The following is a 13,113-nucleotide window of genomic DNA, read 5'->3' as shown; positions in this document are numbered from 1 at the left end:
TCCCTGCCGCTCCTCCTCATCGGTGTGTTACTATAGAAGCAGTGTCCCTTCTCGGTTGTAGTCGGTATTGAGAAACGTTATGTCATCCAGAATTTTGACCCCGGACGTCATTGGTATTGACGCCTTATTACACGATCACCAGACGGTGCTGGCGAAGTCTGAAGCTGGTGCAGTAGCGGTGTTTGCCAATAACGCTCCGGCCTTTTATGCGCTGACCCCCGCACGCCTGGCGCAACTGCTGGCGCTCGAAGAAAAGCTCGCCCGTCCTGGGAGCGATGTGACGCTGGATGCACAATTTTATGAAGAACCGCAACCGGTGCCGGTCGCCGTACCGCTGGGGAAATTCGCCATGTATCCCGCCTGGCAGCCGGATGCCGACTTTCAGCGTCAGGCCGCACTGTGGGGCGTGGCGTTAAGAGAGCCGGTCACCGCTGAAGAGCTGGCTTCGTTCGTGACTTACTGGCAAGCGGAAGGCAAAGTGTTTCATCACGTGCAGTGGCAGCAAAAACTGGCGCGCAGCGTCCAGATCGGCCGCGCGAGCAACGGCGGCTTGCCGAAACGTGATGTGAATACGGTCAGCGAACCAGATAATCAAATTCCACCGGGCTTTAGAGGTTAACCATGAAAAACGTTGGCGATCTGATGAAACGTCTGCAAAAAATGATGCCCGCCCATATCGAACCGGCGTTTAAAACGGGTGAAGAGCTACTGGCATGGCAGAAAGAGCAAGGTGAAATTCGCGCCGCCGCACTGGCTCGCGAAAATCGGGCGATGAAAATGCAGCGCACTTTTAACCGTTCCGGCATCCGTCCGTTACATCAAAACTGCTCTTTCGATAACTATCATGTGGAATGCGAAGGCCAGATGAATGCGCTAAGCAAAGCGCGTCAGTACGTGGAAGAGTTTGACGGCAACATCGCCAGTTTTATCTTCTCAGGCAAACCGGGAACGGGGAAAAACCACCTCGCCGCGGCAATCTGCAACGAGCTGCTGCTGCGCGGAAAGTCGGTACTGATAATCACCGTGGCGGACATCATGTCGGCGATGAAAGAGACGTTCAGCAATCGCCAAACCAGTGAAGAGCAGTTGCTCAACGATTTGAGCAATGTTGATCTGCTGGTCATTGATGAGATCGGCGTGCAAACCGAATCGCGCTATGAAAAGGTGATCATCAACCAGATCGTCGATCGTCGTTCCTCTTCAAAACGCCCGACCGGCATGCTCACTAACAGTAACATGGAAGAAATGACCAAACTGCTGGGTGAACGCGTGATGGATCGCATGCGACTGGGCAATAGCCTGTGGGTGATCTTCAACTGGGACAGTTTTCGCAGTCGGGTAACCGGCAAAGAGTATTAAGACCATTCTTAGACTGAGCGGCGCTATACTCAGACCAGGGTTTATACACGAGTAATCACAATGAAAACGACAAAACGTTTGCTGTGCTGCGTAATCGCGGCCAGTGTCTGCTTCGCCGCCAATACTTTCGCCGCCTCCTGGCAAGACTCGCTCTCCAGCGCCGCCAGCGAACTGAGCAAGCAGAGTACCACCTCATCGCAAAGCGGCACCTCGCTCTCTTCCCTGACCAGCCTGCTGAACGGCGGCAACCAGGCGCTGAGTGCGAACAATATGAATAACGCCGCCGGGATTTTGCAATACTGCGCGAAGCAGAAGCTGGCGTCCGTTACCGATGCGGAAAATGTGAAAAATCAGGTACTGGATAAGCTTGGCCTCGGCGCTACCGAGCAAAAGCAGGACACCAACTATCTGGACGGCATTCAGGGTCTGCTCAATACCAAAGACGGTCAGCAGCTTAACCTGAACAATATCGGCAGCACGCCGCTCGCAGAAAAAGTGAAAACCAAAGCCTGCGACCTGGTACTCAAACAGGGTATGAACTTTATATCCTGATCCCCGACGCCGCGTTTTGGTCGTTTTCCGCCAGTCGCGGCGCTTCTCCCCCCTTTTCGCCCTTCTTTCATGCTCATCCCAGGCATGGAGGGAAGTGACGGCGATCAAAAAAGCCTCTTTCTAAACCAATTCTGAATAACAAGGTAATTAAATGTCACTAGAATTGCAGCTAAGTGACAACCCCATTACATTGTACTTTCTGTAAACGCTAATCTGCCAGTCGAAGGCCTGGTTTAAAGCCTAATCACAAGGCTATTTGTGAGGATCGTCCGTTGTCTGAGTTACTCTCCATCGCGCTGTTTCTTGCCTCTGTATTGATTTATGCCTGCAAAGCGGGTCGCAACACCTGGTGGTTTATCGCTACCCTGACGGTGCTGGGACTTTTTGTGATTCTGAATATCACGCTTTTCGCCAGCGACTATTTCACCGGTGATGGAATTAACGATGCCGTACTCTACACGTTGACGAACAGTCTGACAGGGGCCGGTGTCGGCAAATACATTCTGCCGGGCATCGGCATTGCATTTGCGCTCGTGGCGGTCTTTGGCACGCTGGGCTGGGTGCTGCGTCGTCGTCGCCATCATCCCCACCATTTTGGTTACAGCCTGCTGGCACTGCTGTTGGCGCTGGGCTCCGTCGATGCCAGCCCGGCATTTCGTCAGATCAGCGAACTGGTTAAATCCCAGACCCGCGAGGGCGATCCCGATTTCGCGGCCTACTATAAAGAACCGGCGAAAAGCATCCCCAACCCGAAACTGAATCTGGTGTACATCTACGGTGAAAGCCTGGAGCGTACCTATTTCGACAATGAGGCCTTCCCGGAACTCACCCCGGAACTCGGCGCGTTGAAAAACGAAGGTATGGATTTCAGCCACACCCAGCAGTTACCGGGTACAGACTACACCATCGCCGGAATGGTCGCTTCCCAGTGCGGTATTCCCCTGTTCGCGCCGTTTGAAGGCAACGCGTCAGCGTCAGTCTCCAGCTTCTTCCCGCAAAATATCTGCCTCGGGGATATCCTGAAAAACTCCGGCTATCAAAACCACTTTGTGCAAGGGGCAAACCTGCGTTTTGCCGGGAAAGACGTGTTCCTGAAGTCCCACGGCTTCGATTATCTGTATGGCGCCGAAGAGTTAAAAAGCGTCGTCGCCGATCCGAATTACCGCAATGACTGGGGCTTCTATGACGATACGGTACTGGATGAAGCGTGGAAGAAGTTCGAAGAGCTCTCCCGTTCCGGCCAGCGTTTTTCGTTGTTTACCCTGACCGTCGATACCCATCATCCGGACGGCTTTATCTCACGTGCCTGTCAGCGAAAACGCTATGATTTCGACGGTAAACCTAACCAGTCTTTTAGCGCCGTCAGCTGTAGTCAGGAAAATATCGCGGCATTTATCAATAAAATCAAAGCATCACCGTGGTTTAAAGATACGGTGATCGTGGTCTCTTCGGACCATCTGGCGATGAACAACAGCGCATGGAAATACCTGAACAAGCAGGATCGCAACAACCTGTTCTTCGTGATACGTGGCGACAAACCTCAGCAGGAGACGCTGGCGGTCAAACGTAACACCATGGATAACGGCGCCACGGTGCTGGATATTCTCGGCGGCGATAACTTTATTGGCCTGGGGCGTAGTAGCCTGTCAGGTCAGTCGATGTCGGAAGTGTTCCTCAACAGCAAAGAAAAGATCCTCGCCATGAAGCCGGACATCATTCGCCTGTGGAACTTCCCGAAAGAGATGAAAGATTTCACCGTCGACCGGGATAAAAATATGATCGCCTTCTCCGGCAGCCATTTCCGTCTGCCGCTGCTGCTGCGAGTGTCGGATAAGCGCGTCGAGCCACTGCCGGAAAGTGAATACTCCGCCCCGCTGCGCTACCAGCTTGCCGACTTTGCCCCACGCGATAACTTCGTCTGGGTCGATCGTTGCTACAAGATGGGCCAGTTGTGGTCACCGAAACTGGCGCTCTCAACCGACTGGTGCGTCTCGCAGGGGCAGCTTGGCGGCGAGCAAATCGTCCAGCATGTTGATAAAGCGCAGTGGAAAGGTAAGACGGCCTTTAAAGACACAATGATCGACATGGAACGCTATAAAGGCAACGTCGATACCCTGAAAATTGTCGACAACGACATCCGCTATAAAGCCGACAGCTTTATCTTCAACGTGGCAGGCGCGCCGGAAGAGGTGAAGCAGTTCAGCGGGATTTCTCGTCCGGAATCCTGGGGACGCTGGTCTAACGCGCAACTGGCAGAAGAAGTGAAGATCGAGTACAAACAGCCGCTGCCGAAAAAATTCGATCTGGTGATCACCGCGAAAGCCTTCGGCGACAATGCGAATCGTCCCATTCCGGTGCGTGTAGGCAAGGAAGAGCAGACGCTGGTGCTAGGTCACGATGTCACCACCACCACGCTGCATTTCGACAACCCGACAGAGTCCGATACGCTGGTGATTGTCCCGCCCGATCCGGTCCCGACCAACGAAGGCAACATCCTCGGTCACTCGCCGCGTAAGCTGGGGATCGGAATGGTTGAAATCAAAGTGGTCAGCGCTCAGGGCTGACCACCGACAATAAAAAAAACAGCGCCCAACACCACTCCGGGCGCTGCATGGCAATCGTCAGAACGTAATCACTCCTTTGATCAACGCCCGGTTGTTAATCACATCCTGTTCGAAGATCTCCGCAAGCTGGCTGAACGGATAGCGATGCGTAAGCATCATTTCAGCGCTCAGTTTGCCTTCTGCCATCAGTCGTCCCACTTTCGCAAAATCCTCCGGCGTGGCGTTACGGCTGCCCATCATGGTGGTCTCTTTCTTGTGAAATTCCGGGTCAGAGAACTGCAAGTCGCCTTTAAACAGCCCGACAAAAACGATGGTGCCGCCGTGGCGGATCAAGTTAACGCTATTGTTCATGGCATGCGGGTTCCCCGTCGCATCGAGCACTTTCTGCGCCAGTGAACCGCCAAACAGCGCGCGCAGTTGAGCCTCAAAATCTGCCGCAGAGGGATCCACTACCGGCAGGTCAAGACGAGAAGCAACGTGTTCGCGACGTGCAGCGCTGGTATCGGCCACCACCACCTGCGCCCCTTCTGCTTTGGCAATGGCCGCCGCGCCGATCCCAATCGGTCCGGCTCCAACGACCAATACCTGCTCACCGGGGGCGATAGCGGCACGGCGTACCGCATGCGCGCTAATCGCGTAAGGCTCAATCAACGCCGCAGCCTGAGGATCAATCCCCTCCGCCAACAGCAGATTGGTCGCCGGCACGCTGAGATACTCGCTAAACCCCCCATCCTGATGCACGCCGATCACCGAGATCTTCTCGCAGCAGTTCGTTCGTCCTCCCAGGCACGCCGGACACTGCTGACAGGCGACATACGGGATCACCGCTACCTGTTGACCCACTTTAAACTGCGTCACCTTCTCGCCGAGCGTCACAATATCCCCACATATTTCATGGCCTAACACGCGCGGATAGCTAAAAAAAGGTTGATTACCTCCCCAGGCATGAATATCGGTTCCGCAAATACCGACAGACTTAATTTTAATTAGCGCTTCCTGTTTATCCGGAATTGGAATTTCGCGTTTCTCATGAATTAATTTTTTGGGTTCCTGGCAAATCAACATATTCATTGTGGACATCGTTATGCGCTCCTGTTTCTTTGTTGCTTCAGATATTGATGAAAATAGAAATAGCCGCGTAACGAGAAAGCTAATTTGTGAAACTCTGCGCATTAAAATGTTTTAAATCGGGTTTTAATGCAGTCAAAAGGAGATCCCGATGAGCCGTTCGCAAAATTTACGTCACAATGTTATTAACCAGGTGATCGATGATATGGCGCGCGGCCACCTTCCTTCACCGTTGCCGTCGCAAAGCGCCTTAGCTGAGATGTACAACATCAGCCGTACCACCGTGCGCCACATGCTGAACCACCTCAGCGAGTGCGGCGTGCTGACTCTGGTCGGCAACGACCACGTCATTACCCGAAGCCCCGAACATGATGATGGTTTTGCCTGTACCACCGCCTCCATGGCCGAGCAGAACCGTATTTTTGAGCAGGCGTTTTATACGATGATTAACCAACGCCAGCTTCGCGCTGGCGAGACGTTCTCTGAACTTCAACTGGCCAGAGCGGCTGGGGTCAGCCCGGTGGTGGTACGAGAATACCTTTTAAAATTTGGACGTTACGATCTCATCCAGAGCGAGAAACGCGGCCAATGGAGCATGAAAAAGTTCGATCAGTCCTATGCAGAACAGCTTTTTGAGCTGCGTGAGATGCTGGAAACCCATGCGCTACAGCATTTTCTCAATCTGCCGGATGACGATCCGCGCTGGCTGCAGGCCAAAATGCTGCTGGAACGCCACCGTACGCTGCGCGACAGCGTCGGCAGCGACTTCCGTATGTTCTCCCTGCTGGACCGTGATTTTCACGCACTGCTGCTCTCCGCTGCCGATAATATATTTTTTAATCAATCGCTTGAGATTATTTCAGTGATCTTCCATTTCCATTACCAGTGGGATGAGCGCGATCTTAAACAACGCAATATCATCGCCATTGATGAGCACATGACCATCCTCAGCGCGCTAATTTGCCGCAGCGATCTCGATGCGCTTCTTGCACTGCGTAACCACCTGAATACGGCGAAGCAATCGATGATTCGCTCTATTCGACAAGAAAACGAGTAAATTAAAAACACATTAAAAACAACAAACCTTTAGCAAGAGCACGATTTCATACAACGCATACAGCACCATGATGACTTTCTGCTTACTTTCTGATTAGGCAGGATTCACTCTGAATTTTTTCGCCAGTAAAAAAGTTGGTTTTATTCGTTGACCCCTGGGAGCAAGTAGAAAATGAACAAGATAATAGCCGTGCTGATTACTGTTTGTACTTTTTTTCTGCCATTCACCATTCAGGCTAAACCGCTTTCTATTAAAGTCGCATATGAGAATAATCCAGGCGAGCCATTAGATGTGGTGATGCGCTACTGGGCTGACATTCTGAATAAAAAAAGTAATGGAGAAATAACCCTGGTTCTCTATCCCAGCTCACAGCTAGGGTCAAAACAAGATGTGACTGAACAAGCCATGATGGGAATGAACGTCATCACGCTCACCGACGTGGCTTTCCTTGCCGATTATGAACCTGATTTAGGTATTTTGTTTGGACCTTATCTGACTGACGATCCGCAAAAACTCTTCAAAATCTATGAGAGCGATTGGTTCCGTCAAAAAAATGAAGACCTGAAGAAAAAAGGGATTCATGTGGTGATGAACAATTATCTGTACGGCACCCGTCAGATTATTTCTAAAAAACCGATTCGCAAAGTGGAAGATCTGGCGGGGATGAAAATCCGCGTACCAAATAACGTCATGCAAATTAAAGCCATTCAGGCAATGGGCGCCACGCCAACCCCTATGCCGCTGGGTGAAGTTTACCCTGCACTGACTCAGGGCGTTATTGATGGCGTTGAAAACCCGATTTCTGTTCTGCAAGGGCAAAAACTGTTTGAGCAGGCGAAATATCTGTCGATGGTCAATTACCTGACCAACACCTCGGTATGGATTGGTGGCGAAGCCTTTTTCAGTACGCTCTCTCCTGAGCAGCTGGAATTGATTCACTCAACGGGTTATGAAGCGGGTCTCTATAGCCAAAAATTAACGATTGAACGCGACGCCGAAATGCTGAAGGCCATGGAAGCGGAAGGCGTCGAAGTAATTTACCCGGATACTGAAGCATTCCGCCAGAAAGCTCGCGACGTGTACACGCAATTCCCGGAGTGGACGCCGGGTTTGTATGAAACCATTCAACAGCAACTGCAATAAATACAGGCCCAGATCGCCCTAAACCTTTTTCTCTCAAGGCCAGGGCGACTCTCTGAAGGAGGATTAATGCGTTTCTTTGGCAAGCTTGTAGAACTGAGCGCAGCACTGGCACTGTTTATCCTGGTGATCATGACCATTGCCGCCGTATTCATGCGCTATTTTGTCGGACAGCCCATTCAATGGACCGAGGAAATGTCCGGACTGCTGATGATTTGGGTAGTGATGTTGGGGGGCGTGGTGGCTGAGCGCGACCGGGCGCATCTGACGATTCCTTTTGTCGTCGATATGCTCCCGCATAAAATCAAACGCATTATTGCCTCGCTGGTTGCCGTGCTGTCCATCGGATTGCTGGTTTATATGGCCTGGCTGGGTTATCGACTGGCGGAAATGGCGCAGTACAAGGTCACGCAAATCTTAAAAGTGTCCTGGTTCTGGATTGATGTCGCCGTTCCGGTCGGTACCCTGGCAACGGCAGCGTACACGCTCTACTGGTTAATTAATGACGTTAAACAGGCCGATGTCGGTGAGGAAAAACAATGAGCTGGTTATTAATTATTCCACTAATGATCGTGTGCTTATTTCTGAATATTCGTGTTTATCTGGCAATGTTTATCGGCATTATTGCCTATTTCCTCTTCTTTTCCACGGTTCCGATTGAAATTGCGGTTCAGCGGTTGATTGCGCCAACCCAAAGCCCATCCCTGCTGGCAATACCCTTCTTTATCTTGTTGGGTACGCTGATGAGTTATACCGGTATTGCAGAACGTATCCTGCAGGTGGCGAATATTCTGGTCGGTAAAATGCGGGGCGGACTCGGTGTCGCTAATATTCTGGTCAGTACCATGATGGGAGGGGTCAGCGCCTCAAACCTGGCCGACGCAGCGATGCTGTCACGCATGATGGTCCCCGAGATGGAGCGTAAAGGCTACAACCGCGCCTTTGCAGCGGCGATCACCGCCGGGGGCTCGCTTGTCACCCCGATTATCCCACCGGGAATTGCCCTGATTATTTATGGGCTGGTGGCAGACGTCTCCATCGGGAAAATGTTCATGGCCGGTCTGATTCCGGGCCTGCTCTGTGCGGTGTTGTTAATGTTTACGGTTTATCTGGTTGCCCGTAAAACCAACGCTAAGCCCTCACGCGACACCTGGCCTACCGGTAAGGAAGCGCTCTTCTCGCTTGGGCAGGCATGGCCCGCTCTGTTTTTGATTTTTGCCGTCGTCGGGGGGATTCGCGCCAATATCTTCACCCCAACAGAAGCCGGTGCGGCAGCGGTGCTCATCGTGTTGATTATCGGTTTCTTCATTTATCGTCAAATGACTCTCGGCCATGTCGTGAAAGCGCTGGGAGAAACGGCACGGGCAACGGCATCGGTCATGTTAGTCATCATGGCAAGTGCCGCGCTCGGTTGGATCTTCTCAATGGAACATGCTGGCGTCGCGGTGGCGAACTTTGTCACGACGCTGACAGAAAACAAATACATATTCCTGTTAATTATCAATATTCTTTTGCTAACACTGGGGATGTTTCTTGAAGGGAATGCCATTCTGCTGATTCTGGTTCCCTTGCTTAAACCTGTCGTGGCGCATTTTGGAATCGACCCGGTACACTTCGGTATCATCATGATTTTCAACCTTTCTATTGGCGCCTTCACGCCGCCGGTTGGTACCGTCATGTTACTGGTCTGCAATATTACGCAGGTTTCCGTCGGTCAGTTTTTCCGCCAGTCTCTACCGTTACTGGGTACCTTGTTACTCATGCTGATGTTGGTGACCTACATACCGGCTATTTCGTTATTTCTCGTCTAACCTGTTAACCCCATAGTGTCCCCGCTCGCGGGGACTTTTCCCTGTGACCGGACAGCGCGTTATACTGCCCTCATTGTCACCTTATTCCCGGTATCGTTATGCACATTACGGTTCGCCCCACTACACTGGCAGACGCTGCCGTTCTGCCTGCGATTGAACGCTCAGCAGGACAGCGTTTTTTAACGGTGCCAGCGCTGGCATGGATCGCGGACGATCACATTGTCAGTGCGGAACTGCACCGTGAATATGCCGCTAAAGGATTGAGCTGGCTGGCGCTGGTTGACGATCGGCCCGTTGGATTTCTGCTGGGCGAAGCGATGGAGACGTCGCTGTATATTGCCGAATTTTCGCTGCATCTGGCGTGGCAAGGTAAAGGCATTGGCCGCCAGTTAATCAACACCGTCGCGCAATGGGCGTGTGAGCAGGGCTTTACCTCCCTGACGCTCACCACGTTTCGCCATGTCGCCTGGAACGCACCGCTGTATCAACATCTGGGATTTGAAATACTGGAAGAGAACGCGTTGCCGGCGGCATTACGCCAGAAGCGAGAGGAAGAAACGGCGCATGGCATCCCGTTTGAATCGCGTTGTGCCATGCGCCTGATGCTTAATTAAAACGTTTCCCAGTTATCCCCGGTTTCCGCTACAGCGGCTTTACGCGGTTGAACCGTTGTGGAAACGGACTTCACGCTGGCAACGTCACGCGCACGCTGCTGTTCCTGCTGGATACGAAACACGGCGACGGCCTGCGTCAGACGGCTGGCCTGCTCTTCCAGCGCCGCAGCGGCGGCGGCTGACTCTTCCACCAGCGAGGCGTTCTGCTGAGTTACGCGATCCATTTCCGCCACGGCCAGACCGACCTGGTCAATCCCACGGCTTTGCTCATCGGAAGCCGACGCGATTTCGCCCATGATGTCGGTCACGCGGGTTACCGCATTCACAATTTCATCCATGGTTTCACCGGCGCTTTCTACCAGCGTAGAACCGACGTCAACACGGCTCACGGAGTCTTCAATCAGGCTCTTGATCTCGCGCGCTGCCTGCGCACTGCGCTGCGCGAGGTTACGTACTTCACCGGCAACCACCGCAAAGCCGCGTCCCTGTTCACCTGCACGTGCCGCTTCTACCGCTGCGTTCAGCGCCAGAATGTTGGTCTGGAAGGCAATGCCGTCGATCACGCTGATAATGTCAGCAATTTTCTGTGAACTGGAGGCGATATCGCGCATGGTTTGCACCACGTTATCCACCACTTTTCCGCCTTTTTGCGCCGTTTCGGACGCGCTCAGCGCCAGATGGCTGGCCTGACGGGCGTTTTCGGCGTTCTGCTTAACGGTCGCCGTCAACTCTTCCATGCTCGCCGCCGTCTCTTCCAGAGAGGCTGCCTGCTGCTCGGTACGGGAAGAGAGATCGTTGTTACCCATCGCGATTTCGCTGGCACCGCTGTAAATGGCGTTCGCGCCGTTACGCACATCACCCACGGTACGCACCAGTTCACCCTGCATGTGGCGCAGGCTTTCCGCCAGTTGGCCCATTTCATTGGTGCCTTCTACATCAATCCGCTTCACCAGATCGCCGCTGGCAATGTGACGAATGCTCGCGATCAGGCGGTTCATTGGCGCGATCAGCGACAGTTTGATGCCAAACCAGACGGCAATAATGACCACCAGCACCGCTAACAACACGCTGCCCAGAACCCACATCGCCTGGCTGTAAGAGCTGTTGTTGTCCTCTACCGCCAGGTCATACAGACGGTCGTTCTGTTGCAAGTAGTTCACATACTGCTTCTCAAAACCATCCTGATACCCCTGGGTTGGCTGATCGAAAAACTCGTTGATTTTCCCGGCCCCCAGCAACTGGATCAGTTCGGCTAACGCGTTGTGATAGATATCGTAATTGCGTTTAATTTCCGCCGATGCCGCTTCGCTTTGACGTGGGTCACGCGGTAACGCTTCATAGTCCGCCCAGTTTTTCTCCGCCTGTTTCAAAGAGGCGCTGGCAATCTGCATCAGCTCCGCAACGGTCGCGCCGCTGCCGATATTGTTCTGATCCATCATGTAGCGGATACCCGCACGGTTAAGGGTGTTACGCGTTTGCAGCAGAGCCACCCAACTGCCGTTCAGCGTAGACTGCTGCTGGCGAATAGTTTGCAGAACGGTGAAATTCTCTTTGTCATTTTTCAATGCGTTAAAGAACAAACCGCCCGAAGTGAGTTGTAAAAGGCCAAATAAAGCCAGAACCAGCAATAAGCTGGTCACAATCTTGATACGTTTTAACATGTTTTCTCTTTCCGCTAGACAGATACTCTGGTTGTCGGCCTGGAACGAGAAAACTTTATGCAATCGCGAGGGGTATCACAGGAAATTTGTTCAATTAACTGGCAAAAAATGCGATTACCCTCTACCCGAACGGGAATCAGGCGAGGATGCCTCGCCCGTTCTGCCTTATCTCAGTGCGGAAATGTCCTCAAACAGGGAACGGGTAATCGTCACCCCTTCCAGCAACGATTTCTCACGCGAACTGAAGCGTCTTTCTCCTGGTAAGCGTGCGCCTTGCTCTTGCATTGCGGCAAACAGGGTTTCGGCGCGATCCATATGATGATGCGCCTCATCCCCGAGGAACCGGGACGGGTCAAGTGCCAGAATCAGCTCGCCGCCGTATGGCAGACCGCCTGCCCCCTCATCCCAGGCCAGCGATTCCGCACTGGTCATATCACCGATGAGCGGCCCTGCCAGCAGTTCAACCATTGCCGCAAACGCCGAGCCCTTGTGTCCGCCAAAGGTCAGCATCGCGCCATTTAATACCGCCTGCGGATCGGTTGACGGTCGCCCTTCGCTGTCGATACCCCACCCTTCCGGAATCGCTTTTCCAGCTCGCTGATGCAACTGGATCTCGCCGCGCGCCGCCGCGCTGGTCGCCATATCAAAAATGTAAGGCGGTTTGCCTTTGCGCGGCCAGCCAAACGCGATGGGATTGGTGCCAAACAGCGGACGCGTACCGCCTGACGGTGCGACCCAGGCGTGACTTGGCGTACAGGCGTAGCCCACCAGTCCGGCGTCCGTCAGAGGTTCAATATCTGCAAATAATGCGGAAAAGTGAACGCAGCGGTTGATCGCCAGCGCCGCAATTCCGCATGCGCTGGCTTTACTGATGAGCAACGGCAGCGCCTGTTCATAGGCCACCAGCGAGAACGCGCCGCCAGCATCTGCTTTGACGATAGCGGGCGCCTGATCGAAAATCTGCGGACGGGCATCAGCGGAGACTTTTCCTTTACGTAGGGTCTCGACGATCCCCAGCAAGCGCCATAACCCGTGAGACGCGCAGCCGTCGCGCTCGCCCGCCGTCACATTGCGCGCGATAGCATCCGCATGTTCCGCGCTAAAGCCGTTGCTGCTCAGCACCTCACGCGCCAGCGTGTAAGCCTCAGATAAAGTGAGGTTTACTGTTTCCATGTTGTTCTCCTTATGATGTTGTCGGCAATAAGCGTAGTCGGTATTCACCCTTCGTTGGCGGATTTTTCTTTGTGATCTCAGTCACATAATATTTACCGCCCGGCGATCCTCTTT

At 53.0% G+C, this 13,113-nt stretch carries 12 protein-coding genes; 9 read left to right on the top strand and 3 right to left on the bottom strand.

Going from position 1 to position 13,113, the window contains the following annotated elements:
- The first annotated feature begins 79 nt into the window (after positions 1–79).
- The 4 genes from dnaT to opgB all read left to right on the top strand — a co-directional run bounded on the left by dnaT (position 80) and on the right by opgB (position 4,475).
- Positions 80–619, top strand: a complete 540-nt coding sequence (gene dnaT / locus JTI98_RS08240; RefSeq protein WP_044253900.1) for a primosomal protein DnaT — start codon at positions 80–82, stop codon at positions 617–619.
- 2 nt (positions 620–621) lie between these two features.
- Positions 622–1,359, top strand: a complete 738-nt coding sequence (gene dnaC, locus JTI98_RS08235; protein ID WP_042321989.1) for a DNA replication protein DnaC — start codon at positions 622–624, stop codon at positions 1,357–1,359.
- A gap of 60 nt (positions 1,360–1,419) precedes the next feature.
- Complete coding sequence (locus JTI98_RS08230; protein ID WP_192502145.1) at positions 1,420–1,911, top strand: DUF2501 domain-containing protein; 492 nt, start codon at positions 1,420–1,422, stop codon at positions 1,909–1,911.
- Positions 1,912–2,183: 272 nt separating this feature from the next.
- The gene (gene opgB, locus JTI98_RS08225; protein WP_216082116.1) at positions 2,184–4,475 is read left to right on the top strand and encodes a phosphatidylglycerol--membrane-oligosaccharide glycerophosphotransferase; all 2,292 of its coding nucleotides are present in this window, start codon (positions 2,184–2,186) and stop codon (positions 4,473–4,475) included.
- 57 nt (positions 4,476–4,532) lie between these two features.
- On the opposite strand, the gene JTI98_RS08220 is transcribed toward opgB, so the two are convergent.
- Entirely contained in the window at positions 4,533–5,555 is a 1,023-nt protein-coding gene (locus tag JTI98_RS08220; RefSeq protein ID WP_044264455.1) for a zinc-binding alcohol dehydrogenase family protein, read from the bottom strand.
- Positions 5,556–5,694: 139 nt separating this feature from the next.
- On the opposite strand from JTI98_RS08220, the gene JTI98_RS08215 reads away from it, so the two are divergent.
- The 5 genes from JTI98_RS08215 (at position 5,695) to JTI98_RS08195 (ending at position 10,165) form a co-directional block, all read left to right on the top strand.
- Positions 5,695–6,600 (top strand): GntR family transcriptional regulator, encoded by a 906-nt coding sequence (locus JTI98_RS08215; protein ID WP_042999316.1) that lies wholly within the window; start codon positions 5,695–5,697, stop codon positions 6,598–6,600.
- A 171-nt stretch (positions 6,601–6,771) separates the two neighbouring features.
- Positions 6,772–7,743 carry a C4-dicarboxylate TRAP transporter substrate-binding protein gene (locus JTI98_RS08210; protein ID WP_042999315.1) on the top strand — a complete coding sequence of 324 codons (972 nt, stop codon included), beginning with the start codon at positions 6,772–6,774 and terminating at the stop codon, positions 7,741–7,743.
- Between the two features lie 66 nt (positions 7,744–7,809).
- On the top strand, positions 7,810–8,283 hold the full coding sequence (locus tag JTI98_RS08205) for a TRAP transporter small permease (protein WP_042999314.1): 474 nt from the start codon (positions 7,810–7,812) through the stop codon (positions 8,281–8,283).
- Positions 8,280–9,551: a TRAP transporter large permease gene (locus JTI98_RS08200; RefSeq protein WP_044253891.1), complete on the top strand. Its 1,272-nt coding sequence runs from the start codon at positions 8,280–8,282 to the stop codon at positions 9,549–9,551. Before JTI98_RS08205 ends, JTI98_RS08200 begins: the two co-directional genes overlap by 4 nt.
- A 98-nt stretch (positions 9,552–9,649) precedes the next feature.
- Positions 9,650–10,165, top strand: coding sequence for a GNAT family N-acetyltransferase (locus JTI98_RS08195; protein WP_042999312.1), 516 nt, complete (start codon positions 9,650–9,652; stop codon positions 10,163–10,165).
- On the opposite strand, the gene tsr is transcribed toward JTI98_RS08195, so the two are convergent.
- Together tsr and JTI98_RS08185 are read right to left on the bottom strand one after the other, a co-directional pair.
- Complete coding sequence (gene tsr / locus JTI98_RS08190; RefSeq protein ID WP_042999311.1) at positions 10,162–11,826, bottom strand: methyl-accepting chemotaxis protein; 1,665 nt, start codon at positions 11,824–11,826, stop codon at positions 10,162–10,164. The two genes, JTI98_RS08195 and tsr, sit on opposite strands and share 4 nt — an antisense overlap.
- 165 nt (positions 11,827–11,991) lie before the next feature.
- Positions 11,992–12,999: an Ldh family oxidoreductase gene (locus tag JTI98_RS08185; protein WP_216082115.1), complete on the bottom strand. Its 1,008-nt coding sequence runs from the start codon at positions 12,997–12,999 to the stop codon at positions 11,992–11,994.
- Between the last annotated feature and the right edge of the window lie 114 nt (positions 13,000–13,113).

Source organism: Citrobacter sp. MGH 55 (assembly GCF_016906145.1).
GTDB classification, from domain to species: Bacteria; Pseudomonadota; Gammaproteobacteria; order Enterobacterales; family Enterobacteriaceae; genus Citrobacter_A; species Citrobacter_A amalonaticus.
The sequence above is the reverse complement of the archived record's forward strand: the minus strand, read 5'-3'. Positions and strand labels throughout refer to the sequence as shown.

Coding starts and splice junctions, on each gene's coding strand:
- tsr (WP_042999311.1), bottom strand. CDS start 11,826: ATGTTAAAACGTATCAAGATTGTGACCAGCTTATTGCTGGTTCTGGCT.
- dnaC (WP_042321989.1), top strand. CDS start 622: ATGAAAAACGTTGGCGATCTGATGAAACGTCTGCAAAAAATGATGCCC.
- JTI98_RS08220 (WP_044264455.1), bottom strand. CDS start 5,555: ATGTCCACAATGAATATGTTGATTTGCCAGGAACCCAAAAAATTAATT.
- JTI98_RS08205 (WP_042999314.1), top strand. CDS start 7,810: ATGCGTTTCTTTGGCAAGCTTGTAGAACTGAGCGCAGCACTGGCACTG.
- JTI98_RS08215 (WP_042999316.1), top strand. CDS start 5,695: ATGAGCCGTTCGCAAAATTTACGTCACAATGTTATTAACCAGGTGATC.
- JTI98_RS08230 (WP_192502145.1), top strand. CDS start 1,420: ATGAAAACGACAAAACGTTTGCTGTGCTGCGTAATCGCGGCCAGTGTC.
- JTI98_RS08195 (WP_042999312.1), top strand. CDS start 9,650: ATGCACATTACGGTTCGCCCCACTACACTGGCAGACGCTGCCGTTCTG.
- dnaT (WP_044253900.1), top strand. CDS start 80: ATGTCATCCAGAATTTTGACCCCGGACGTCATTGGTATTGACGCCTTA.
- JTI98_RS08210 (WP_042999315.1), top strand. CDS start 6,772: ATGAACAAGATAATAGCCGTGCTGATTACTGTTTGTACTTTTTTTCTG.
- JTI98_RS08200 (WP_044253891.1), top strand. CDS start 8,280: ATGAGCTGGTTATTAATTATTCCACTAATGATCGTGTGCTTATTTCTG.
- JTI98_RS08185 (WP_216082115.1), bottom strand. CDS start 12,999: ATGGAAACAGTAAACCTCACTTTATCTGAGGCTTACACGCTGGCGCGT.